Below are 23,563 nucleotides of genomic sequence, written 5' to 3' on the forward strand. Positions count from 1 at the left end.
TGCGCTCTGGTCGTGGTTTGCGCAACAGGGGCGGGACAGGAGGCGGCTGTGGGTTTTGCGGGTGCGATGGCGGTGGCGATGGCGGTGGATGCCCTGTTGGGCTGGCCGTCGTGGTTGTTCGCGCACATCGGCCATCCCGTCACGTGGCTGGGCCGGCTGATCTCTGCCATCGATAACGCCTGGAATCGACCGTCCGATCCGCCGGCATTTCGCCGCGCCGCTGGTCTTGCCGGAGCGCTCGCGGTGATCGCGCTCTCCGTCGCGCTCGGCTGGGCAGTTCAATCCTTGCTTCCCTTAGGCTGGATCCAGATCGTGCTGGTCGGCGTCCTCGGCTGGCCGTTGGTTGCGCTGCGCTCGTTGCACGACCACGTTGCTGCCGTCGCAAACCCGATGCGGGCCGGTGACATCGCCGCCGCACGCAAGGCGGTCTCGCGCATCGTTGGCCGCGATCCCGCAGCGCTCGACGAGGCCGGGATCGCGCGCGCGGCGATCGAGAGCTTGGCCGAGAATGCCTCCGACGGCATCGTCGCACCGGTGTTCTGGGGCGCGCTGTTCGGCTTGCCCGGCATTTTGGGCTACAAGGCGATCAACACGCTGGACTCCATGATCGGCCATCGCAGCGAACGCCACGAAGCCTTCGGTTGGGCAGCGGCGCGCATCGACGATGTCGCCAATGTCATTCCGGCGCGGCTGACCGGATGTCTGTTCGTGCTGCTGGCGCCACGGCGATCGGAGGCGCTGTCGTGCATGATGCGCGATGCACGCCGACATCGATCGCCCAATGCCGGCTGGCCGGAAGCAGCGATGGCGGGTGCGCTTGGTGTGCGGCTCAGCGGTCCACGGATTTATCACGGCAGCACCACAAACGAGCCATGGCTGAATGAGGGTGCGCGCGATCCGCTTGCTGCCGATATCGATCGGGGATTGACGGTTTACCGCTGCGCCATGCTGCTGCTCGCCGGTGTCCTTGCGATCCTGGCCTTCGCGTGAAAGAACAGCGCATGCGCGAGCACGGTGGAAATCTCGATCAGGCCCAGCAGCGTTTCGGCGGTCGCGCGGAGGATTGGATCGATCTGTCGACCGGGATCAACCGCCTGCCTTATCCCGTGGGCGAGGTGAGCGCGCGCGCGTGGAGCGCGTTGCCGTCCCTCGGCGAGATCGAGGCGCTGCATCAGGCGGCGCGGCACGCTTATCGCACGAGCGCGGCGGTTGTCGCGCTCGGCGGCGCACAGGCCGCGATTCAACTGCTGCCGCAACTCGCGCTGCCCGGCCGCGCGCGCATCCTCGCGCCGACCTACAACGAATATGCCGGGGTCCTCTCGGCTGCGGGCTGGGAGGTCCAGGAGGTCGGGGAACTCGACGCGCTGGTGGGCGCCGACCTCGCCATTGTTGTCAATCCCAACAATCCCGACGGCCGATGTCATACGCCAAAGGATTTGCTGGCGGTGCTGCCGCGCGTCGGCCGTCTCGTCGTCGACGAGAGTTTTGCCGATGTGGCCCCGCAGCTATCGCTTGCATCCGAGGATCGGCCGGGGCTGTTGATTCTGCGCTCCTTCGGAAAGTTTTACGGCCTTGCCGGCCTGCGGCTCGGCTTCGCGCTCGGCAATTCGTCCGACATCAGCAGGACCGCGGCGATGTTGGGGCCTTGGCCGGTCTCGGGAGCGGCGATCGCGATCGGTTGCCGCGCGCTGCGTGATGATACCTGGGCCGAGGCCACGTCCGCGCGGCTCGCGCGGGACTGCGTTCGTCTCGATGGCATGGTGCGGTCGCAAGGCTGGACGCTCGTTGGCGGGACGCAGCTGTTTCGTCTCTACGGGACGCTTGGCGCGCTTGCCGCGCAGGAGAAGCTGGCGCGTCGTCATATCTGGTCGCGCGTGTTCGCGCGAGAGCCGAATTGGTTGCGCCTCGGGCTTCCGGGCGGCGAATCCGAATGGTCGCGCCTGGCCGAGGCTCTAGCGCGCTAGCGCGAGCAGGCCGTCGACGTCGAGATGAGCTTCGATGTGATCGGCGAGGACATCGAGCGCGCTTTCGACCCTGGCGTGATAGGGCACGTCGCCGGCAGGAATGTCGAGCTTCGCCAAAAACGCCTTGCGGAAATCATCCGACGTGAACAGGCCGTGCAGATAGCTGCCTTGCACGCGTCCGTCGCGCGAGATCGCGCCTTCCGGTTCGCCATTCAGCCTTGCGAATGGCCGCGCGCGATCCGGCCCATCGGTGCGCCCGATGTGGATTTCATAAGCCTCGATCGGCTGATCCGTCGCGGCATGCACGGCCGCGACACGCGTCAGCGTCTTCTCCGGGCTCATCACCGTCGCGACATCCAGAAGCCCGAGACCCGCTGTGTCGCCCGCGGGGCCCTCGATCCCATCGGGATCCGTGACGCTGCGTCCGAGCATCTGATATCCGCCGCAGAGGCCGAGCACATGGCCGCCTCTGCGGTGATGCGCCAGGAGATCGATGTCCCAGCCCTGGGCGCGCAGGAAGGCGAGGTCGCCGCGGGTGGATTTCGAACCGGGAATGATGACGAGGCGCACGTCGCCGGGAATTGCTTCGCCCGGCCGCACCATCACGAGATCGACGCCAGGCTCGAGCTTGAGCGGATCGAGATCGTCGAAATTGGCGATCCGCGACAGCGCGAGACAGGCGATCTTGCATTGGCCCGGCTTGCGCGCATCGCTCAGGCCCAGCGCATCCTCGGCCGGCAGCTCGCCGGCGCGCGCGAACCAGGGCAGCACGCCGAAGCCGCGCCATGCGGTCTTTTGTTCGATCAGCCTGTAGCCGTCGTCGAACAGCGTGGGATCGCCGCGGAACTTGTTGATGACAAATCCCTGGATCATCGCGGCGTCATCCGGGTCGATCACCGTCTTGATGCCGACGAGTTGCGCGATGACCCCGCCGCGGTCGATGTCGCCGACCAGCACGACCGGCACATCGGCCTTGCGCGCAAAGCCCATATTGGCGATGTCGGCCTTGCGCAGGTTCACCTCGGCCGGGCTGCCGGCGCCCTCCACCAGCACGAGATCTGCGCGCGCCTTCAGCCGCTCGAAGCTCTCCAGCACGGCGCCCATCAATGACGGTTTCATCGCCGCATATTCACGCGCACGCGCGGTCGCGATGCGTTTTCCTTGCACGATCACCTGCGCGCCGACATCGGTCTCGGGCTTGAGCAGCACCGGATTCATGTCGGTATGCGGCTCGGCGCCGGCGGCGAGCGCCTGGAGCGCCTGGGCCCGGCCGATCTCGCCGCCGTCGATGGTGACGGCCGCATTGTTCGACATGTTCTGCGGCTTGAACGGGAGCACGCGCAGGCCGCGTCGCACAAAGGCGCGCGCGAGGCCGGCAACGATGAGCGACTTGCCCACGTCCGAGCCGGCCCCCTGGATCATCAATGCGCGCGCCATCGCGAGTTCTTAGAACTCGACGCCGGCTTGCGCCTTGATGCCGGAGCGGAAGGGATGCTTGATCAGCGTCATCTCGGTGACGAGATCGGCGATCTCGATCAGCTCGTCCTTGGCGTTGCGCCCGGTGAGCACGACATGCGTCATCGGCGGCTTCTGCGTCGTGAGGAATTCGACAACCTCGGCGATGTCGAGATAGTCGTAGCGTAGCGCGATGTTGATCTCGTCGAGCACGACCATGCGGAGATTCTGGTCGAGGATCAGCTCCTTGGCTTTCTCCCAGCCGGCGCGCGCGGCCGCGATGTCGCGGGCGCGGTCCTGCGTCTCCCAGGTAAAACCTTCGCCCATGGCGTGGAACTGGCAGAGGTCACCGAAATGGCCGGTGAGCATGCGACGCTCGCCCGTGTCCCAGGCTCCCTTGATGAACTGTACGACCGCGCAGGGGAAGCCATGGGCGACGCAGCGGACGATCATGCCGAACGCGGAGGAGGACTTGCCCTTGCCGGCGCCGGTGTGGACGATGATGAGGCCCTTTTCGCCGCTCTTGGTCGCCATGATCTTGTCGCGGGCGGCCTTCTTCTTCGCCATTTTCGAGGCGTGGCGGACGTCGGTTTGGTCGGCCGTCTGGGTATCCGGTTCTGACGTCATCGGACGGGGTCCTTCGGCTTGACAAGAGGCGGTCGGGGGCAAATGGTGGCCCGGCGTTGGTTCCTGTCCTACGACAGGCGAAGAGGGAATGCGATAGGGTCCGAATCGGCAAGATTTGGTTCCAAAATGCAGCCGCCCCCGCGACCGTGACCGGAGAGATGCCCGAAGCCACTGATCCCCTGGGGATCGGGAAGGCGGGGATCGAAGGGGAAACCCTGCTCCGCAAGCCGGGAGACCTGCCAGCGCGGACGATTTTGGACCGGCGGACGGGGTGTTCCGCGACGGGGAAACGGGCCTTCGCAAGAACGGTTCGTGGGCCTCTTCGCTTCCCGCTGTTTATTCTGGAAGAAGCGATGACCGTCACACTTCATGTCTGCATCACCTGCCGCGCCGGCCAGACGCTTGGCGAGGGCGAGACGACGCCCGGCAAACGTCTGCATGGTGCGATCCTCGAGGCCGGCGTGCCCGACGGCGTCAGCGTGGTTCCCGTCGAATGCCTGTCGGCTTGCAACCAGGGTTGCTCGGTCGCGCTCAGCGCGCCTGGCCGCTGGTCCTATGTCTATGGCCGTCTGTCGGATGCGAATGCGATCGACGTCGTCGCAGGCGCCGCGGCCTATGCGGCCGCGCCCGACGGCCTTGTGTCCTGGCGCAGCCGCCCGGAGATCTTCCGCAAGCAATCGCTTGCCCGCATTCCCCCCATTTTCCCCATGGCCGTCGTGCCGGAGGCCGCCGAATGAATTCGCTCGCAAAAGTCCCGGTCACGGTCGTCACGGGCTTTCTCGGCTCCGGCAAGACCACGCTGATCCAGCATCTGCTTGCCAACGCCAACGGCAGGAAGCTCGCGGTGCTCGTCAACGAGTTCGGCAGTGAGGGCGTCGATGGCGAGATTCTGAAATCCTGCGCCGATGCGAATTGCCCGGAAGAGAACATCATCGAGCTCGCCAATGGCTGCATCTGCTGCACCGTCGCGGACGATTTCATTCCGACCATGGAGAAGCTGCTGTCGCGGCCGGTCCGGCCCGATCATATCCTGATCGAGACCTCGGGCCTGGCGCTGCCCAAGCCTTTGCTGAAGGCGTTCGACTGGCCGGAGATCCGTTCGCGCATCACGGTCGACGGCGTGATCGCGCTGGCCGATGCCGAAGCTGTCGCCGCCGGCCGTTTCGCGCCCGACCCTGCGGCCGTCGAGGCGCAGCGTGCGGCCGATGAAAATCTCGATCACGAGACCCCGCTGTCGGAAGTGTTCGAGGACCAGATCGCCTGCGCCGACATCGTGCTGTTGACCAAGGCGGACCTTGCGGGCGCGGCAGGTCTCGAAGCGGCCAAGGCGGCGATCACCGCCGAGATGCCGCGTCGCGTCCCGATGCTGGCGATCACCGACGGCGCGATCGACGCGCGTCTCATCCTCGGTCTCGGTGCTGCCGCCGAGAACGATCTCGCCGCGCGTCCCTCGCATCACGACGGCGAGAAGGATCACGAGCACGACGATTTTGCGTCCGTCGTGATTGATCTTCCTGAAGTCGCCGATATCGACGCGCTGGTTGCATCCGTTCAGCGTCTGGCGCGCGAGCAGAATGTGCTGCGCGTCAAGGGTTACATCGCGATGGAAGGCAAGCCGATGCGCCTCTTGCTGCAAGCGGTCGGCGAGCGCGTGCGCCACCAGTTCGACAAGCCTTGGGGCGTGGGTGCGAGGCGATCAAAGCTCGTCGTGATCGGCGAGCACGGCGATATCGACGAGGCCGCGATCAGGGCAGGACTCAGCATCTGATGCACGTCGTCTTCCGCGAGAGCCGCGGTCTCGAGGAGACCGCGATACCAAGGGACATCGGCCAGGACCCGGCCGATCTCGTGGTGCTCTCGTATTCGGATTCCGATCTTGCCGCGTTCGCGGCCGGCTGGCGCCGTGGCCGCGACAGCCTGCCATCGCTACGGCTGGTCAATCTCGCCGAACTCCGTCACCCGCTCTCGGTCGACACCTATATCGAGCGCACTCTGGCGCAGGCGCGCGGCATCCTCGTGCGTCTGATCGGCGGGGAATCCTATTGGTCGTATGGGCTCGCGGCCCTGCAGCAACTGGCGAAGGAGCGCGGCATCGTGCTGGCCGTGTTGCCGGCCGACGGCCGCGACGACGCGCGGCTGGATGAATATTCGACCCTGCCGGTCTCGACCCTGCGACGGCTCAAGGTGCTCTGCGACACCGGCGGCCCCGTCGCATCGCAAGCCGCGATCGCGCAGCTTGCACTGGCCTCGGGCCTCTATGCCGGCCCCGTGATCGGGGAGACGACCGTTCCTGAGATGGGCTTTTACGATCCGGCGCGCGGTGTCATTGCCGCGCCGGCGTTGGGTGAGGGCAGGCCGCGAGCGCTCGTGGCCTTCTATCGCTCCTATCTCACCGCGGCCGACACTGGCCCGGTCGATGCCCTGATCGCCGCATTGCGCGAGAAGGGGTTCGACGCGCATGGTGTGTTCGTCACCTCGCTGAAAGCCGCGGGGGTTGCGGATTGGTTGCGCGAGTATCTGGCGCAAAATCCTCCGGCCGCGATCGTCAATGCGACGGCATTCTCGGCGATGGGCGACGACGGCACGACGCCGTTCGACGCCGCATCCTGCCCGGTATTCCAGGTCGCGCTCTCCACGGCACGCCGCGAGGACTGGGCGAGTTCTCTCCGCGGCCTCTCGCCCGGCGACCTCGCGATGCATGTGGTGCTGCCCGAGGTCGACGGCCGCCTGTTTGCGGGCGTGGTGAGCTTCAAATCGGCAGCGATGCGCGATCCCGATTTGCAATTTTCGCATCTGGCACACAGGCCCGACGGGGAGCGCGTGAAGGCCGTCGCCGCGCGCGTTGCGGCCTGGCGTCGCCTTGCCGAGAAGCCGGCCGCCGACAAGCGCATGGCACTCGTGCTCTCCAACTATCCGGGCCGCCCGCATCAGATCGCGCACGCGGTGGGTCTCGATGCGCTAGCCTCGGTCGAGGCCCTGGTGTCCGACCTCGCGGAGACCGGCTTCGATATTGCGCCTGTCCATGGACTTGGCGAGACGCTGCTCAAGCAGACCCTGAGCTGGAGCGTTGCCGATTACCGTGCGGCGCTGTCGCGCCTTCCGCAAGTCTTGCAGGATGATCTCGCGCAAGCCTGGGGCGCGCCGGAGAAGGATCCGGGTTGTCGCGACGGCGCGTTCCATTTCGCCGCGATTCAATGCGGCCGGTCGATCATCGCGGTTCAGCCGGAGCGTGGCGATGCGACCACGCGCGATGCCGACTATCACGATCTCGCCCGCACGCCGCGCCATGCCTATGTCGCGTTCTATCTCTGGCTCCGAGCGCAGGGCTGTGATGCCGTCGTGCACATGGGCGCGCACGGCACGCTGGAATGGCTGCCCGGAAAATCCGTGGCGCTGTCGCAGGCGTGCTGGCCGGAAGCCCTGATTGGGGATTTGCCCGTGATCTATCCCTTCATCGTCAACGATCCCGGCGAGGCCGCGCAGGCCAAGCGGCGCCTGGGTGCTGTCACCATCAGCCATCTGCCGCCGCAGCTCGCGGCATCAGCGGTGCCGGACGGATTGCGCAGGCTTGAACAGCTCCTCGACGAGTACTCGACGGCTGATGGCCTCGATCCCGCCCGCCGCCAGCGTCTGATCGCCGCGATCCGTGACGAGGCCCGCGCGGCCGGCCTCGAAGATGATCTTGGCCTCGACGCAACGGCCGCGCCCGCCGAAGCGATCCCGCAGATCGACCGCTTCGTCTGCGATCTCAAGGAAAGCCAGTTCGGCGACGGCCTGCACGTGTTCGGCCGCGGCGCCTGCGGTGACGCGGAACGCGACGCTTTGCGGGCCGCGCTTGCTGGACAGCGCGTCGCGCCGGGGCCGTCGGGCTCACCCTATCGCGGCCGCCAGGACGTGCTGCCCACGGGACGCAATCTCTTTGCCGTCGATCCGCGCGCGGTGCCGACGCCGTCGGCGCATGCCCAAGGCATCAAGCTCGCGGAAGAGCTGCTGCGCCGCCATCTGCAGGATCACGGCGACTGGCCAAAGGGCCTTGTCGTCGATCTCTGGGGCTCGGCGACGATGCGCACCGCGGGCGAAGAGTTTGCCATGGCGCTGCATCTGGCCGGCCTCGCACCGCGCTGGGATCATGCTTCCGGCCGTGTCACCGGCTACGACATCATCGCGCCTGCCGAGCTTGGCCGGCCCCGCATCGACGTCACGCTGCGGGTCTCGGGCCTGTTTCGCGACGTCTTCTCAGGCCTTGCGCAATTGTTCGAGGCGGCAGCCGAGGCGCTGTCGGGCCGCGAGGACGAGGGCGACGAAAATCCATATCGCCATCGCACATCGCGCGTGTTTGCGCCGCGCCCCGGACAATACGGCGTCGGCCTCTCGGCAATCCCGGACGCCTTCACGCCCGAGACGCGCGAAGCCGCCGGCGAAGCGTGGCTCTCGGCATCGTCATGGGCGTTCTCGGCCGATGGCGAGATCAAGCTCGATCGGGCCGGTATCGAGAAGCGGCTCGCATCCGCCGATGCTTTTGTTCACGTGCAGGATCTGCCGGAAACCGACCTTCTGCTCGCGGCTGACTATGCCGCGCATGAGGCCGGCATTGCGGCCGCCGCAGCCCATCTCGGTGCGGCGGGACCATCGCTTTATCATCTCGACGTGACGCGCCCCGAGCAGCCGCATGCGCGTACGCTGACCGAGGAAATCTCGCGGGTGGTACGCGCGCGCGCGGCCAATCCGGCCTGGATCGCCGGCATGATGCGCCACGGTTTTCGCGGAGCGGCCGAGATCACCGCGACACTCGAGCATATGGCCGCCTTTGCGCATCTGGCCGCCGCTGTGCCGCCGCATCTGTTCGACCTCTATTACGACGCGACGCTCGGCAGTGAGGACGTCCGCGCCTTCATGGCGCGCGAAAACCCGGCGGCGCTCGGCGCGATGGAGACGTGTTTCACGCGCCTGCATGAGGCCTCGCTCTGGCGAACGCGCCGCAATTCGATCGCGGCTGCGCTGCGGGAGGCGTCATGAGCGCTTCCGTGGTCAAGGGCTGGTGTCCCGGCGCGCTGCGCCCGATGCAATCGGGCGACGGGCTCGTGGTCCGCGTGCGTCCGTTCGGCGGACGGCTGGACGCGGCACAGATCTCCGGACTGGCTCATCTCGCCGAACGCCATGGCAACGGCCTGATCGACGTGACCAGCCGGGCCAACCTCCAGATCAGGGGCGTCAACGAGACCAGCCACAGACTGCTGCTCGACGGCCTTGCGCAACTGGCGCTGCTCGACCCTGACGCTGACACCGAATCCCGTCGCAACATCCTTGTGACGCCGTTCTGGCGTAGCGGGGACGAGACTCAATTGCTCGCCGCCGAGCTCGAGGAGGCGCTCGCCGACAGCCAGCTCGAACTTCCAACCAAGTTCGGCTTCGCCATCGACGACGGCACCTCACGCGTGCTTGCGGGCGATTCCGCCGACGTGCGGATCGAGCGCGATCAGTCCGGCGGACTGCTGGTGCGGGCGGATGGCGGCAAACTCGGCCGCTCCGTCGCGCGCGGCGAGGCCGTGACCACCGCGCTCGCATTCGCCGACTGGTTCGTGACCTCGGGAGGCGCCAGAGGGGGGCGAGGGCGGATGGCGGCGCATCTTGCCACTGGTGCAATTTTGCCCGCGGAATTGCGCAGCGAGGCCGAGCCGGCGCCGATTATGGCCGCGGCGCGTCCCGGCCTCTATGCGCAAGGTGCGATGGTTGGCGTCGCCTTCGGACAGATGGCGCATGCAACGTTCAACCAGTTCGCCGGTTGCGGACATGCGCTGCGCATGACGCCGTGGCGGATGGTTTTGAGCGAGGGCAAGCGCGCGATGCCGAGCGCGACCGGTCTTATCACCGAGGCCTACGACCCTGCGCTGCGCGTCATCGCCTGCAGCGGTGCGCCACGCTGTCGCGAGGCGCATGCCGATACCCGCGGCCTTGCCGCGGCCCTGGCGCCGAACATCGGCGCGGCCGCACGGCTCCACGTCTCCGGCTGTGCCAAGGGCTGCGCCCATTCCGGTCCCGCCGCCATCACTCTGGTTGCGACCAGCGCCGGCTTCGACCTCGTGCGTGCGGGGTCGACGCGCGATGAGCCCATCCTGCGGGGGTTGAACCGCGACGACATCGTCAGAGATCCCTCCATCCTGATGGGAGGGCACTGATGCCGCACATTTACGAGACCGACGGCGCGGCGATCTACCGGCAGTCCTTTGCGACCATCCGGGCCGAAGCCGATCTTGCGCGCTTCACGCCGGACGAGGAGCAGGTGGTGGTGCGGATGATCCATGCCGCCGGCATGGTCGGCCTCGAAGCGCATATCCGCTTCACATCAGGCATGGCGGTTGCTGCGCGCGCGGCCTTGCAGAAGGGCGCACCGATCCTGTGCGACGCGCGCATGGTCTCCGAAGGAATTACGCGCGCGCGGCTTCCCGCGGCCAACGAAGTCATCTGCACATTGGGCGACGAGACCGTCCCCGCGCTCGCCGCGCAGTCCATGCGCAACACCCGTTCGGCTGCGGCCCTGGAGCTATGGCGCCCGCATCTCGACGGCGCGATCGTGGCGATCGGCAATGCGCCGACCGCGTTGTTTCATCTCCTCAACATGCTGGAGGACCGGAATTGCCCGCGGCCCGCGGCGATCATCGGCTGTCCCGTCGGCTTTGTCGGCGCGGCCGAATCCAAGGCTGCGCTGATGGCCGATCCGAAGGTCCCTGCGCTGACGGTCGAGGGCCGCCTCGGCGGTTCCGCGATTACGGTCGCGGCCGTGAACGCGCTGGCGAGCCGGAGCGAATAGCGATGGGACGCATCATCTGCTGCGGTCTCGGCCCCGGTGACCCCGATATGATGAGCGTGCGCGCCGATCGCACGGTGCGCGGTGCAAGGCATGTCGCGTATTTCCGCAAGAAGGGCCGGCCCGGCCAGGCGCGTCGCATCGTCGAGGGCATGTTGGCGGCCGACGTGACCGAATATCCCATGGAGTATCCGGTCACCATAGAGATCGCCTTCGACACGTCTGAATATGTCCAGCTGCTTGCCGGCTTCTACGACGAATGGGCGGAACGTCTGGCGCGGCTGGCGCGCGCGGTCGACGTCGTCGTGCTCTGCGAGGGCGATCCTTACTTCTACGGCTCCTTCATGCATCTGCACACGCGCCTGCAGGGCCGTGTCGAGATCGAGGTGATCGCCGGCATTCCCGGCATGGTCGGCTGCTGGAATGGCGTGGGACAGCCGATCGCGCTCGGTGATGACGTGACGACGGTGCTCATGGGCACGCTCGCCGAGGACGAGCTCGAACGCCGCATGCGCGATTCCGATGCGCTCGTGATCATGAAGACCGGGCGCAATCTCGCAAAGGTGCGCCGCGCGCTCGCGTCCGCCGGACGGCTGGACGACGCCTGGTTGGTCGAGCGCGGCACCATGCCGGGCGAGCGCGTGGTGCGGCTCGCCGAGATCGATGCCGCCGATTGCCCCTACTTCGCGATCGTGCTCGTGCACGGCAAGGGCCGGCATCCGGACGCCCCCGAATGACGGGCACGCTGACCATCGCAGGCCTCGGACCGGGCAGCGATGCGCTGGTGACGCCCGAAGTCTCCGCCGCGCTTGCCGCCGCGACCGACATTCTGGGCTACGCGCCCTATGTCGCGCGCGTGCCGCCGCGACCGGGACTCAAGCTGCATCCCTCGGACAATCGCGAAGAGCTGCAGCGCGCGAGCGAGGCCTTGCGGCTCGCGGCCGAAGGCGGACAAGTCGTCATCGTGTCCTCCGGCGATCCCGGCGTCTTCGCGATGGCCTCCGCCGTGTTCGAGGCGCTCGAACAGGCGCCGCAATGGCAGGAGTTGCCGATCCGTGTGCTGCCCGGCGTCACCGCCATGCTGGCGGCGGCCGCGCGCGCCGGCGCACCGCTCGGCCATGATTTCTGTGCGATCAATCTCTCCGACAATCTCAAGCCGTGGGCGGTGATCGAGAAGCGCCTGCGGCTCGCCGCGGAAGCCGACTTTGCGATTGCGATGTACAACCCGCGCTCGGCGAGCCGGCCGGAAGGATTTGGCCGTGCGCTTGCGGTGCTGAACGAGGCCGGCTGTGGCGAGCGTCTTGTGATTTTTGCGCGCGCGATCAGCGCCGCCGATGAAAAGATCGAGACCGTCAGGCTGAAGGAAGCGACGCCTGAAATGGCCGACATGCGCACGCTGGTGATCGTCGGCAACTCGCAGACACGCCGCGTCGGCCGTTGGGTCTATGCGCCGAGGCAGGTGCGATGACCGAGCCACTGCATGATCTCGGCCACGCTCTCGACCCGCAATCGTTCCGGCAGTTGCGGTCGTGCGATCATGATCACCGGCAGGCCGAGTACCCGCGCAGCGTCGATCTTGGCGCGCGCGCCGTCGCCACCCGAATTGCGGGCGACGATCCGGATGATGCCTCGCGCGCGCAGCATCTCCAGCTCGCCCTCGAGCGTGAACGGCCCACGCGACACGATGACGTCCGCGGCGAAGGGCAGGGGCGCATCGGGCGGATCGACGAATCTCAGCGTGTAGGCGTGCTGCGGCCTGGTCGCGAACGGTGCGATGTGCTGACGGCCGATGGCGAGGAACACATTCGCCGGCGCCTCGGGCAGTGCGGCGACCGCGGCGTTGACATCAGGTATTTCGACCCAATTGTCGCCGGGCGCTTTGGTCCAGGGCGCGCGCTCCAGCGCGATCAGCGGCGTGCCGGTTTCCGCGCATGCCGCGACCGCATTGCGGCTCATCTCGGCGGCAAAGGGATGCGTCGCGTCGATCGCATGCGTGATGCCTTCCCGACCAATGTAATCGACAAGACCGCTCACGCCGCCAAAACCGCCGATCCGCGTCGGCAACGGCTGACCGGCGGGCGCGCGGGTGCGGCCGCCATAAGAATACACGGCGTTAATGCCGGCACGCGCGATCTCAGCCGCGAGCAGGCTCGCGTCGGCCGTTCCGCCCAGAATGAGGGCGCGCGTCATGGCTGATCCCTGGCTGACCATCATCGGTATCGGCGAAGATGGCCTCGCCGGCCTGTCGGAAGCAAGCCGAAAGGCGCTTGATGATGCCGAAACTGTCTTTGGCGGTGAACGGCATCTTGCACTAGCCGGCGTGACCGGGCGCGGCCGTCCATGGCCGGTGCCGTTCGATGCAGAGATCGTGCTGAGCCGCCGCGGCGTGCCAACGGTCGTGCTCGCCTCCGGCGACCCGTTCTGGTTTGGCGCTGGCGCGAGCCTCGCCGAAGAGCTGGACGCGGGCGAGTGGATTGCGCATTCCGCGCCGTCGACCTTCTCGCTCGCCGCCGCGCGCTTGGGCTGGCGCCTTGAATCCGTGGCGTGCCTTGGTCTCCACGCCGCGCCATTCGAGCGTCTGGTGCCGCATCTGGCGCGAGGTGCACGCATCATTTGCCTCGTGCGCGACGCGAAGGCGGCGGGTGATCTTGCGAAATGGCTGACGGCGCGCGGATGGGGTGCCTCGGCATTCTGGACGCTCACCGCGCTTGGCGGGCCGCACGAAAGGATCGACGCGCATCGCGCCGACAGCTTCACAGGCGATCTTGCGGGAAGCCTTGTCGCGGTGGCAGTGCAGGCGAGGGGAGCGCAGGGCCTTCCCCGCAGCTCGGGACTGTCGGACGATCTCTTCGTCCATGACGGCCAAATCACCAAGCGTCCGGTCCGTGCGCTCGCGCTCTCGGCGCTGGCGCCGCGTCCCGGTGAACGGCTGTGGGACATTGGCGCGGGTTCGGGTTCGATTTCGGTGGAGTGGACACTGTGCGGCGGGATGGCGACCGCCGTCGAGCCGCGCGAGGATCGCGCCGGGAACATTCGTAACAATGCAGCGGCGTTCGGGTTGGCACATCGGATCACAGTCATCGCGGGAAAAGCGCCTGAAGCTCTTGCCGCGCTGGACGCACCTGACGCCGTTTTCATCGGCGGCGGGCTCGACATTACGATGTTCGACGCCATCTGGTCGCGGCTCTCGCCCGGTACGCGGCTGGTCGCGCATTCAGTAACGTTGGAGACGGAAGCGCTGCTGGGTGAGCTGCACCAGCGCCACGGCGGCGACTTGATGCGGGTCGAGATTGCGCACGCCGCTCCGCTCGGCCGCTACCGGTCATGGGAGGCGGCGCGGCCGGTAGTGCAATGGAGTGCGGTCCGATGAAGGTCGCCGGGCTCGGATTCAAGCGGGACGTCACGCTGGCGTCGCTGCGTGAGGCCCTGCTGGCGGCCGGCGGTTCCGAAGGCCTCGCCGCTATCGCGACGGTGAGCGACAAGGCCGACGCGGAGGCACTGAAGCAGCTTGCGCGCGAATGCGGCGTGCCGATCAAGGGGATTGCCGCCGAAATGCTGGCCAGCATCGAGACGCCGACGCAGTCAAAGCTCATCGCGGAAAAGTTCGGGACGGGATCAGTCGCCGAAGCGGCGGCTCTCGCGGCAGTCGGACCTCGTGCGCGATTGATCGCGACGCGGGTGGTCTCTCAGGACCGCACCGCGACCGCGGCAATCGCGGAAGGAGACGGCGCATGACGGTGCATTTCATCGGCGCCGGGCCGGGTGCCCCTGACTTGCTGACATTGCGCGGCCGCGACCTCATCGCCGCCTGTCCGGTCTGTCTCTATGCCGGCTCGCTGGTGCCCGAAGGCGTGCTGGCGCATTGCCCGCCCGGTGCGCGGATCGTCAACACCGCGCCACTCTCGCTCGACGAGATCGTCGCGGAGATCGCCGCCGCACATGCCGGCGGCAAGGACGTCGCGCGGCTGCATTCCGGCGATCTCTCGATCTGGTCGGCGATGGGCGAACAGCTCCGCCGCCTGCGCGCGCTCGGCATTCCCTACACGGTCACGCCTGGCGTTCCCTCTTTCTCGGCCGCCGCGGCTGCGCTGGAGGCCGAGCTGACGCTGCCCGGCCTTGCCCAGACGGTGGTGCTGACGCGCACGCCGGGCCGCGCCAGCGCGATGCCCGAAGGCGAGAAGCTCGCCGCCTTCGCCGCCACCGGCGCGGTGCTCGCGATTCATTTGTCGATCCATCTGCTCGACAAGGTCGTCGCCGAGCTGACGCCGCATTACGGCAGGGACTGCCCGGTCGCGATCGTCTGGCGCGCGAGCTGGCCCGACCAGCGCATCGTCCGCGCCACGCTCGCAACACTCGACGCGGTTGTCGGCGGCGAGATGGAGCGCACCGCGCTCATCCTGGTCGGCAGGAGACTGGGCTCGGCGGATTTTCCCGAGAGCCGTCTCTATGCTGCCGACTATGACCGCCGCTATCGGCCGGTCGGCGCCGAGCCGCGCTTTCCGGAGGTGTCGTGATGGCGGCAGGGCTCGTCATCTCCGCGCCGGCCTCCGGTGTCGGCAAAACCACGCTGACGCTGGCCCTTGCCCGCGCCTGGCGCAACAGCGGATTGCGGGTGCAGTGCTTCAAGAGCGGCCCCGATTACATCGATCCCGCGTTTCATGCAGCCGCGACCGGACGCGCCTCGGTCAACGTCGACAGCTGGGCGATGGATCGCGGGACGATCTCGCATCTCGTCAGTCGCGGCATTGACGCAGATGTCGTGCTGACCGAAGGCTCGATGGGCCTGTTCGACGGCGTCGCCCCGCGTGGCGTCTGCGGCACCGGGGCGACCGCCGACATCGCGGAGATGCTGGAGTGGCCGGTGCTGCTGGTGATCGATCCCTCGGGACAGGCGCAAACGGCGGCGGCGATCGCCGCTGGCCTTCGTGACTACCGTCCCGGTGTGCGCCTTGCAGGCGTCGTGCTCAATCGCGTTGCCAGCCCGCGCCACGAAGCCCTCGTGCGACGTGCGCTGCTGGACGCCGGCATCACCGTGTTTGGCGCGCTGCCGCGCCATGCCGAGATCAGTCTGCCGAAGCGGCATCTCGGGCTGGTCCAGGCTGAGGAGCAGGCGGAAATCGGCAAGCTGATCGACGAGGCCGCGCGCTTCGTCGCCGAGCATGTCGATCTCGACGCAGTGCTGCGTTCGGCTGCCACCTGGTCGCCGCAACCTGCCGCAAGCGGCGTCAACGTGACGCCGCCCGGCCAGCGCATTGCGCTCGCCCGTGACGCTGCATTCTCCTTCGTCTATCCGCATATGCTGGAAGCGTGGCGCGCGGCGGGCGCAGAGATCTCGACATTCTCGCCGCTGGCTGACGAAGGCCCCGATGCGGGCGCGGATGTGTGCTGGCTGCCTGGCGGCTATCCCGAGCTGCACGCCGGCAAGATCGCGGCCAATGCGCGCTTCCGCAGCGGATTGCGCGCCTTCGCCGAAACGCGCCCGGTGCACGGTGAGTGCGGAGGCTATATGGTGCTGGGCACCGCTTTGACCGACGCCGAGGGCATCAGCCACGAGATGACCGGGCTGCTCGGCCTGGAGACGAGCTTTGCCAAACGCCGCATGCATCTGGGCTATCGTCTGGCCGAGCTTGCCACGCCGATGCCGGGTCATCAGGCCGGCGCACGCCTGCGTGGCCACGAATTCCACTATTCGACGATCCTGGCGCAACCCGACACGCCGCTGGCGGTCGTGCACGACGCGACAGGCGCGGTCATCGCCGAGACCGGCTCGCGGCGGGGACAAGCCACCGGCACGTTCTTCCATCTGATCGCGGAGGATCGGTGAGCGGTTTTGTTTCCTTCGTCTCCGCCGGCCCCGGCGATCCCGAGCTCCTCACGCTCAAGGGTGCCGCGCGCCTGCGCGAGGCCGACGTCGTGCTCTATGACGATCTTGCTTCAGGCGCGATCCTCGATCTGGCCCGGCCCGGTGCCAATCTCGTCGCGGTGGGAAAGCGGGCGGGACGCCCCTCGACCAAGCAGCACCATGTCAACCGGCTGCTGGTCGACTATGCCGTGACAGGCGCGCGCGTGGTGCGATTGAAGTCGGGCGATGCCGGCATCTTCGGCCGACTCGAGGAGGAGCTCGAGACGCTGCGGGAAGCGGGCATCCGCTACGAGATCATTCCCGGTGTCACCACGGCCTGCGTCGCTGCGGCTCAGGCGGGGATTCCCCTGACCCGGCGCCATACCTCGCGCCGGGTGCAGTTCATTACCGGCGCGGACGTCACCGGCGAGCTGCCGCCAGACCTCAATTGGGCGGCGCTGGCCGATCCGGAGGCGACGACCGTAGTCTATATGGGCCGCCGGACGTTTCCGGCGCTTGTCGCGAAATTGATCGAGCATGGCCTCGCCCCAACCACGCCGGCGTTGTTTGCCGAATCGCTCGGCCGTCCCGATGAGCGGCTGGTCCGCACCACCATTTCTGAACTTGCCGAGCAGCTTGCGCGGGGCGGGGCGGCCTCCACGGCGGCCGTCATCCTGTTCGGCGCGCTGGCCGGGGATTATCCGTCATGACGCTCTCGGCAGCCCTTCGCCCCTTGACGCCCGGCTGGCGAAAGGGGCACACAGGAGACGCATGGTGCTCGACGCGGCGCAAAGCGCCGGAGCATAATCGGGAATGGGGATGGGCGGACCCAGTTGCGGCGCCCAAAACCCCAGCCGCCCCCGCGACTGTAAGCGGTGAGGGACTTCGATCAGCCACTGGGCCGCAAGGCGCGGGAAGGCCGGAGACTCCCAGTGAACCGCGAGCCAGGAGACCGGCCGTGCACGTTTTGAGGCCAAGGCCGTCGGGTGTGACGGCAAGAAGGATCTGAGCCATGCATATCGAACCCGGACTAGTCTCGGACGCCAAGCTCGTGCTGAGTTACGCAACCGGCATCGCCGTGGGCGGTGTTGCCTTGAAGCTCGCGGTCGAGACCGTGCGCGAGCAGGGCATCATTTCGTTCGCGGCGCGCACGCTCGCCGCCACGGGACTCGTGTTTATCTTCTTTGAGATCCTGCCGCACTTCCCGGTCGGCGTCTCCGAAGTGCACTTCATCCTCGGCTCGACCTTGTTCCTGCTGTTTGGAGCTGCGCCTGCGGCCTTCGGCCTCGCGTTCGGCCTGCTGTTCCAGGGCATCTTCTTCGAGCCGCCCGACTTGCCGCAATATGGCATGAACGTCACCACGCTGCTGGTGCCGCTGTTCGGGATCCAGGCGATCGCCACGGGAATTATTTCGCGCAACACGGCCTATGTCGATCTGAAGTACCGCCAGGCGCTGGCGCTTTCGACGACCTATCAGGCGGGTGTCATCGCCTGGGTGGCGTTCTGGGCGATTTATGGATCGGGCTTCGGCGCGACTAACCTCGCCAACATCGCCACCTTCGCGGCGTCCTATGCGCTCGTCATCGTGATCGAGCCGCTCGCCGATCTTGGCGTGCTGGCGCTGGCGAAGTCGCTGCGCGGCGTCACCGCAGCCGGCCTCGTCACTCCGCGTTTGCACAACGCGGCCTAGAGACACGCGAATGGGCGGCCGTTATGGCCGCCCTTCGCAGCTACGATGCTCACGCTCTCCCTGATAGGCATCGGTTGCGGCGATCCCGAGCAGCTCACGCGTGCCGCGATTACCGCCATCAACGCGGCCGATCTCGTCCTGATCCCGCGCAAGGGGACTGCCAAATCCGACCTCGCCGATCTCAGGCAGGCGATCTGCGCGGATGTGCTCACCAGCGACACGACCCATATTGCCGAGTTCGATCTGCCCGTCCGCGACGCCGCTGAAGCGGACTATCGCAAGGGCGTGGACGATTGGCACGATGCCGTCGCCGCTGCCTGGTCGCAGACGATCGCAGATCATCTCGAAGGCGAGGGCAAGGTCGCGCTGCTGATCTGGGGCGATCCCTCGCTTTACGACTCCTCGCTGCGCATTGCGCGGCGGCTCAATCCGTTGCCCGAGATCGAGGTCGTGCCCGGCATCACCTCGATCCAGGCGCTGTGCGCGGCGCATGCGCTGCCGCTCAACGACATCGGCGAGCCGTTTCTGGTCACGACGGGACGCCGCTTTCGCGATGGCGGCTGGCCGGCGGGTGTCCACACCGTGGTGGTGATGCTCGACGGCGGCACGGCGTTCCAGTCGCTCGATCCGGAAGGCCTGCACATCTGGTGGGGCGCCTATCTCGGCATGCCCGATCAGATTATCATGTCCGGCGCGCTGGCCGAGATCGGTGCGCGGATCGTCGCCGTCCGGCAAGAGGCGCGCGAGCGGCACGGCTGGATCATGGACAGTTACATCCTCAAGCGCAGGCCGTGAGGCAAGCGAGGCAGCATGCTCCCCGAATGGCTCTCCCAACGATGCCCCGATATCTCCGCAGTGCATCGCGAGGCGGCGGTGGCGCGGCAGGCGCAACTGACCAAACCGGCCGGCGCGCTCGGCCGGCTCGAGCAGCTCGCGATCGAGCTTGCAGGCCTGCAAGCGACCGAGCAACCGCGCGCGGCGCGGGTGCCGATCATCATCTTCGCCGGCGATCACGGCGTCGTCGCGCAGGGCGTCTCGGCCTATCCGAAAGAAGTGACCATCGCGATGCTGGCGAATTTCGCCTCCGGCGGTGCCGCGATCTCGGTGCTCGCGCGTGAGCTAGGCTCCAGCCTTCAGGTTATCGACGCCGGCACGCTGGCGCAGGAGGAGATGGCTGGAATCGTGACCGACAAGCCGCGCAACGGCACGCGCGATTTCAGCGTCGAAGCTGCGCTCACCCCCACGGAGCTGGCATTTGCGTTCGAAGCCGGCCGACGTGCAGTGACCCGCGCGCAGGCCGGCCAGCCCGATCTTTTGATCTTCGGCGAAATGGGCATCGGCAACACCACGACTTCGGCGGCGATCGCGGCCGGCTTGCTCGGCGTGAGCGCGGAGGAGATCGCGGGCAGCGGCACCGGCATCGACGCGGCTGGCCGTGCGCACAAGGCGCGGGTGATCGACGCTGCGATCGCGCGCCATGGCATTGCAGGCGCTTCGCCCGAAAAGATCCTGTGCGCCGTCGGCGGTCTCGAGATCGCGGCTATCTGCGGTGCTATTATCGCGGCTGCACAGCGCCGCATCCCCGTGTTGATCGACGGCTTTATCGTGTCGGTCGCGGCGCTGGCGGCGGCGCGGCTCAACCCGTCGTGCCAGCCGTTCCTGCTGGCCTCGCATCAGTCCGCCGAGCAGGGGCATCGGCTGGTGCTTCGCGCGCTCAACGTGCAACCGCTGATCAGCCTCGATCTCAGGCTCGGCGAAGGATCGGGCGCGGCCATCGCGCTGCCGCTGGTGCGGTCGGCCTGTGCGCTCCACAACGGCATGGCGACCTTTGCGCAGGCCAATGTGCCTGACCGACCGGCCTGATCAAGTCGTCTGCTGATTGACACAGACGACGCGCCAGCCGGTCGCGAGCCGGTCGATCCGGGTCAGCGACAGCGGATCGATCACGAAGCGGAGCGCCGCTTGAGGCGTCAGATCCAGCGCGATGCACAGCGCCGCGCGGATCGTGCCGGAATGCACGACGAGCGTTGCAGCCCCGGCGCCGATCTTCGACAGACCCAGCCGGACCCGCGCGACCTGATCCTCAAAGCTTTCGCCGCCCGGGGGCCGTCCGCGCGCCGGATCGTTCCAGAACCGTGCATAGGCCTCGCCACCGGTCGCGGCGAGTTCGTCATGCCGACGGCCGGTCCAGTCGCCAAAGTTCTGCTCGCTGAATTCGTCCAGCTGCAGCGGCTCGAGCCCCAGCGCGCGGGTCGTCTCGATCGTGCGCCGCGACGGGCTCGCATAGCTCGCGGCGTCCCGCGGCAGGCGCTGCCGCAGCGCCTCCAGCTGCGCGCGATCGCCGAGATCGGCCGGCGCGTCCGCCGCATGGATCGTCCCCGTGACGCCATCGACGGGCGCGTGTCGTATCAGCCAGAGGAAGGTCTCGCCTTCCATGCTTATCTCCAGGGAAATTGGTCGCCGTGGCACTAACGCGGCAACTGATACATTGACTCTGTCTGGATCGTAATCCTAGATGCTCGCGACGGTTTCCCCGAGAGGGGATGAAAAGGGAATGCGGTGCGGGGACATTGTCCCCAATGCCGTGGCTGCCCCCGCAACTGTAAGCGGCGAATCTTGCGTCACGTGCCACTGGGTGTCTCGGTCCCGGGAAGGCGACGCAAGGTACTGACCCGCGAGCCAGGAGACCTGCCGTCAGCCGTGGTCACACGCGAAGATGTCGGTCGGGGAGTACAGACATTCGGCTTCATCGGAAGGCTTATAAGCCCGAAGATGGGACCTTGGTTCGCTGTGACGTGCCACTGACGTCATACCGAGGTCCAAGACCGTGTCTCCTGTTCGTATTGTACGACCGCGCGCGTTCCTGCTCGCATCCGCCGTGCTGACATCCTTTGCCGTGCTTGATCCGCCCGCCGCGCTGGCGCAGCAGGCCCGCGAACCTCTGCCGCCGGTCGAGGTAACGCCCGCCCAATCCCGCAAGCCGGCCAAGCCCGCCGCGCGGGAGGCGCAGGGCCCGCGCCGCGCGGCTGCGCGCAGGCCAACGGTCGCATCTGTAACGCCTAAGCTTGTCGTGCCGACCGCGGCAGCACAGACGCCGCTCAACACCAATGCCGTTGCGGAAAGCGCCTCGCGCCTTGGCCTGACCGTGCGCGAAACGCCCGCGACCGTGGAGGTGATCTCGGCCGCAACCATGCGCGAGCAGGGCTACCGCACCGTGTCCGACGTCGCGCAGGGCGCGGTGGGCGTCACATCCGGCGACAATCCGGCCGAGCCTTCGGCTTTCTCCATGCGCGGCTTCACCAACAGCCAGATCAACACGCTCTACAACGGCATCAAGATCGGTCCGCAGAACATGACCTCGCGGATCACCGACACGGCCAATCTGGAGGCCGTCGAATTCCTGAAGGGTCCGGCGTCGCTGATGTCAGGCGAGGGCGCCGCCGGCGGCGCGATCAACTTCGTCACCAAGCAGCCGCACACCGGTCCGATCCGGAACGAGGCGGATTTCTCCTGGGACTCACTGAACTCGTTCCGGGCGCATTACGGCTCGGGCGGCAGCACCAATGTGCAGGGGCTCGATTATCGCTTTGACGTCAGCCGTTCCTCGCTCAACGGCTTTGCCGACGACACCAACACCAAGACGCTCGACGTGTCGGGCCAGCTCAACTACCGCATCTCCGACAGCCTCAAGGTCTGGGGCGCCATCGAGTACCGCGAGGATCGCTCGAAAGCCTATTGGGGCGTGCCGCTGGTGCCGATCGCCTTCAGCGGCTCGCATGCGACGACGGGCATCGTGTCCGGCAGTTATTTCAACAAGACTGATCTTGGGGCCGTCACGATCGACGACCGCACCTTCAACACCAACTACAACGTGCTCGACAACAAGAACGTAGCGAAGGAGGTCTGGCTGCGCGGCGGTTTCGAGCTGAAGCTGGCGCCCGACCTGACGCTGAAAAGCCAGGCCTATGGTTACGGCGCAGAGCGCACCTGGTTCAACAATGAGATCGAGGCGTTCAATTCCGGTACGAACCTGGTGGACCGTGAGCGCTTCTATGTCGCGCACAGCCAACGCCTGGTCGGCAACATCACCGACTTGATCTGGGATGCGAATATCGCCGGCTTTGACAACCGCTTGGTCACGACGCTGTCCTCAAGCTATCTTGATTTCGTGAGGCCGGGCGCCGCGAATTTCCCCGGCGATTCCGTTCCACTGGTCGATCCGCCTCGCGGCTATTACGGCCTGCTCACCATTCAGCAGCAGACTGCGCGCATCGATAATGAGGCGCTGTCATTCGAGGACCGGCTGAAGCTCACGCGCAGCTTTTCGCTAGTCGGCGGCCTGCGCGTCGAGCATATCGGGCTCGACCGCAATTCGACCGACAAGTTCGGTCTGGAGAAGGCGAACTTCCCGTTCTCGCAATCGTGGGCCCCGACCACCGGCCGTATCGGCTATACGTGGGAAGCCGTTCCGGGCCTGACCTTCTTCAGCCAATATGCGACCGGCGCCGACATCGCAGCCAACAACATCTTCCTGCTCAATCCGACCGATCCGCTCAACCTGACCACCGCGCGCACCTATGAGACCGGCGTCAAGCATCTGTTCTGGGACAACCGGGCGGAGTGGTCGTTCTCGGCCTACGACATCCTGCGCAAGAACGTCTATGCCGCGGCCGGCGGCATGCAGCTCAATCTTGCCGGACGGCAGGAATCGAAGGGCGTCGAGCTTGCCGCGTCCGTGCGTCCGATCGAGCCTCTGCGTCTCTGGGGCAACATCGCCTATGTCGATGCGCGCTACGCCGACTACGATTTTGTCGGCGGCTCGTTCTCCGGCAACACGCCGCCGAACGTGCCGCGCGTCGTCGCCAACGCCGGCGCGTCGTACCGGTTCTTCACGCCCTGGGCGGTCGAGCTCGGCATCACCGGCCGCCATGTCGGCGACCGCTACAACACCGATGCCAACACCGTGACGTTGAAGGCCTACACCGTCGCGGACGTCTATGCTTTCGTCGACATCCCCAAGACCGTGTTCAATGCGGTCGATCAGGCCCGCCTGACCTTCCGGGTGCGCAACATCGCCGACAAGCGTTACGCGATCTGGGGCGATCCGTTCTATCCCGACCAGATCCTGCTGGGCGCGCCGCGCACCTATGAAATCTCGGCCGCGTTCAAATGGTAGGACG

Annotated in this window: 22 protein-coding genes and 3 riboswitches; of the genes, 18 read left to right on the forward strand and 4 right to left on the reverse strand. The window is 67.0% G+C overall.

Annotation, left to right across the window (positions count from 1 at the left end):
• The first annotated feature begins 48 nt into the window (after nucleotides 1–48).
• Nucleotides 49–990, forward strand: a complete 942-nt coding sequence (gene cbiB / locus AC0L3C_RS09115; RefSeq protein WP_473407731.1) for an adenosylcobinamide-phosphate synthase CbiB — start codon at nucleotides 49–51, stop codon at nucleotides 988–990.
• Between the two features lie 11 nt (nucleotides 991–1,001).
• Nucleotides 1,002–1,964 carry a threonine-phosphate decarboxylase CobD gene (cobD, locus tag AC0L3C_RS09120; protein WP_473407732.1) on the forward strand — a complete coding sequence of 321 codons (963 nt, stop codon included), beginning with the start codon at nucleotides 1,002–1,004 and terminating at the stop codon, nucleotides 1,962–1,964.
• Here cobD and AC0L3C_RS09125 read toward each other — a convergent pair.
• Both AC0L3C_RS09125 and cobO read right to left on the reverse strand, forming a co-directional pair.
• Complete coding sequence (locus AC0L3C_RS09125; RefSeq protein WP_473407733.1) at nucleotides 1,953–3,401, reverse strand: cobyric acid synthase; 1,449 nt, start codon at nucleotides 3,399–3,401, stop codon at nucleotides 1,953–1,955. The genes cobD and AC0L3C_RS09125 overlap by 12 nt on opposite strands.
• A gap of 9 nt (nucleotides 3,402–3,410) precedes the next feature.
• The gene (gene cobO / locus AC0L3C_RS09130; protein ID WP_473407734.1) at nucleotides 3,411–4,046 is read right to left on the reverse strand and encodes a cob(I)yrinic acid a,c-diamide adenosyltransferase; all 636 of its coding nucleotides are present in this window, start codon (nucleotides 4,044–4,046) and stop codon (nucleotides 3,411–3,413) included.
• A gap of 40 nt (nucleotides 4,047–4,086) precedes the next feature.
• A riboswitch (cobalamin riboswitch) is annotated at nucleotides 4,087–4,304 on the forward strand.
• Nucleotides 4,305–4,399: 95 nt separating this feature from the next.
• On the opposite strand from cobO, the gene AC0L3C_RS09135 reads away from it, so the two are divergent.
• From AC0L3C_RS09135 to cobJ, 7 genes are read left to right on the forward strand one after another with little or no spacing between them, the layout of a single operon-like run.
• Nucleotides 4,400–4,783: a DUF1636 family protein gene (locus AC0L3C_RS09135; protein WP_473277825.1), complete on the forward strand. Its 384-nt coding sequence runs from the start codon at nucleotides 4,400–4,402 to the stop codon at nucleotides 4,781–4,783.
• Entirely contained in the window at nucleotides 4,780–5,814 is a 1,035-nt protein-coding gene (gene cobW, locus AC0L3C_RS09140) for a cobalamin biosynthesis protein CobW (RefSeq protein ID WP_473407735.1), read from the forward strand. The genes AC0L3C_RS09135 and cobW overlap by 4 nt, the downstream gene beginning before the upstream one ends.
• Nucleotides 5,814–9,062, forward strand: a complete 3,249-nt coding sequence (gene cobN / locus AC0L3C_RS09145; RefSeq protein WP_473407736.1) for a cobaltochelatase subunit CobN — start codon at nucleotides 5,814–5,816, stop codon at nucleotides 9,060–9,062. The genes cobW and cobN overlap by 1 nt, the downstream gene beginning before the upstream one ends.
• Nucleotides 9,059–10,222, forward strand: coding sequence for a precorrin-3B synthase (gene cobG, locus AC0L3C_RS09150; protein ID WP_473407737.1), 1,164 nt, complete (start codon nucleotides 9,059–9,061; stop codon nucleotides 10,220–10,222). The genes cobN and cobG overlap by 4 nt, the downstream gene beginning before the upstream one ends.
• Nucleotides 10,222–10,854, forward strand: coding sequence for a precorrin-8X methylmutase (locus tag AC0L3C_RS09155; protein WP_473407738.1), 633 nt, complete (start codon nucleotides 10,222–10,224; stop codon nucleotides 10,852–10,854). Before cobG ends, AC0L3C_RS09155 begins: the two co-directional genes overlap by 1 nt.
• Nucleotides 10,855–10,856: 2 nt before the next feature.
• Nucleotides 10,857–11,588 (forward strand): precorrin-2 C(20)-methyltransferase, encoded by a 732-nt coding sequence (locus tag AC0L3C_RS09160; protein WP_473277830.1) that lies wholly within the window; start codon nucleotides 10,857–10,859, stop codon nucleotides 11,586–11,588.
• On the forward strand, nucleotides 11,585–12,319 hold the full coding sequence (cobJ, locus tag AC0L3C_RS09165; protein WP_473407739.1) for a precorrin-3B C(17)-methyltransferase: 735 nt from the start codon (nucleotides 11,585–11,587) through the stop codon (nucleotides 12,317–12,319). Before AC0L3C_RS09160 ends, cobJ begins: the two co-directional genes overlap by 4 nt.
• On the opposite strand, the gene AC0L3C_RS09170 is transcribed toward cobJ, so the two are convergent.
• Nucleotides 12,295–13,041: a cobalt-precorrin-6A reductase gene (locus AC0L3C_RS09170; RefSeq protein WP_473407740.1), complete on the reverse strand. Its 747-nt coding sequence runs from the start codon at nucleotides 13,039–13,041 to the stop codon at nucleotides 12,295–12,297. The genes cobJ and AC0L3C_RS09170 overlap by 25 nt on opposite strands.
• On the opposite strand from AC0L3C_RS09170, the gene cbiE reads away from it, so the two are divergent.
• The 8 genes from cbiE (at nucleotide 13,040) to cobT (ending at nucleotide 20,246) form a co-directional block, all read left to right on the forward strand.
• A complete protein-coding gene (gene cbiE, locus AC0L3C_RS09175; protein WP_473407741.1) occupies nucleotides 13,040–14,221 on the forward strand; it encodes a precorrin-6y C5,15-methyltransferase (decarboxylating) subunit CbiE in 1,182 nt (393 codons plus the stop codon). The genes AC0L3C_RS09170 and cbiE overlap by 2 nt on opposite strands.
• A complete protein-coding gene (locus AC0L3C_RS09180; RefSeq protein WP_473258230.1) occupies nucleotides 14,218–14,586 on the forward strand; it encodes a cobalamin biosynthesis protein in 369 nt (122 codons plus the stop codon). Before cbiE ends, AC0L3C_RS09180 begins: the two co-directional genes overlap by 4 nt.
• Nucleotides 14,583–15,365, forward strand: a complete 783-nt coding sequence (gene cobM / locus AC0L3C_RS09185) for a precorrin-4 C(11)-methyltransferase (protein WP_473407742.1) — start codon at nucleotides 14,583–14,585, stop codon at nucleotides 15,363–15,365. Before AC0L3C_RS09180 ends, cobM begins: the two co-directional genes overlap by 4 nt.
• Complete coding sequence (locus AC0L3C_RS09190) at nucleotides 15,365–16,675, forward strand: cobyrinate a,c-diamide synthase (protein WP_473407743.1); 1,311 nt, start codon at nucleotides 15,365–15,367, stop codon at nucleotides 16,673–16,675. Before cobM ends, AC0L3C_RS09190 begins: the two co-directional genes overlap by 1 nt.
• Nucleotides 16,672–17,403 carry a uroporphyrinogen-III C-methyltransferase gene (cobA, locus tag AC0L3C_RS09195; RefSeq protein WP_473277837.1) on the forward strand — a complete coding sequence of 244 codons (732 nt, stop codon included), beginning with the start codon at nucleotides 16,672–16,674 and terminating at the stop codon, nucleotides 17,401–17,403. The genes AC0L3C_RS09190 and cobA overlap by 4 nt, the downstream gene beginning before the upstream one ends.
• Before the next feature lie 45 nt (nucleotides 17,404–17,448).
• A riboswitch (cobalamin riboswitch) is annotated at nucleotides 17,449–17,668 on the forward strand.
• Between the two features lie 37 nt (nucleotides 17,669–17,705).
• Nucleotides 17,706–18,383, forward strand: a complete 678-nt coding sequence (locus AC0L3C_RS09200; RefSeq protein ID WP_473407744.1) for an energy-coupling factor ABC transporter permease — start codon at nucleotides 17,706–17,708, stop codon at nucleotides 18,381–18,383.
• 45 nt (nucleotides 18,384–18,428) lie between these two features.
• The gene (gene cobF, locus AC0L3C_RS09205; RefSeq protein ID WP_473407745.1) at nucleotides 18,429–19,178 is read left to right on the forward strand and encodes a precorrin-6A synthase (deacetylating); all 750 of its coding nucleotides are present in this window, start codon (nucleotides 18,429–18,431) and stop codon (nucleotides 19,176–19,178) included.
• A 15-nt stretch (nucleotides 19,179–19,193) separates the two neighbouring features.
• Entirely contained in the window at nucleotides 19,194–20,246 is a 1,053-nt protein-coding gene (gene cobT, locus AC0L3C_RS09210) for a nicotinate-nucleotide--dimethylbenzimidazole phosphoribosyltransferase (protein WP_473407746.1), read from the forward strand.
• On the opposite strand, the gene AC0L3C_RS09215 is transcribed toward cobT, so the two are convergent.
• Nucleotides 20,247–20,819, reverse strand: a complete 573-nt coding sequence (locus AC0L3C_RS09215) for a histidine phosphatase family protein (RefSeq protein WP_473407747.1) — start codon at nucleotides 20,817–20,819, stop codon at nucleotides 20,247–20,249. It abuts the gene before it with no gap.
• Between the two features lie 72 nt (nucleotides 20,820–20,891).
• A riboswitch (cobalamin riboswitch) is annotated at nucleotides 20,892–21,093 on the forward strand.
• Nucleotides 21,094–21,210: 117 nt separating this feature from the next.
• On the opposite strand from AC0L3C_RS09215, the gene AC0L3C_RS09220 reads away from it, so the two are divergent.
• Nucleotides 21,211–23,559, forward strand: a complete 2,349-nt coding sequence (locus AC0L3C_RS09220) for a TonB-dependent receptor (RefSeq protein WP_473407748.1) — start codon at nucleotides 21,211–21,213, stop codon at nucleotides 23,557–23,559.
• The last annotated feature ends 4 nt before the right edge of the window (nucleotides 23,560–23,563 follow it).

This window comes from Bradyrhizobium sp. WSM4872 (assembly GCF_055811715.1).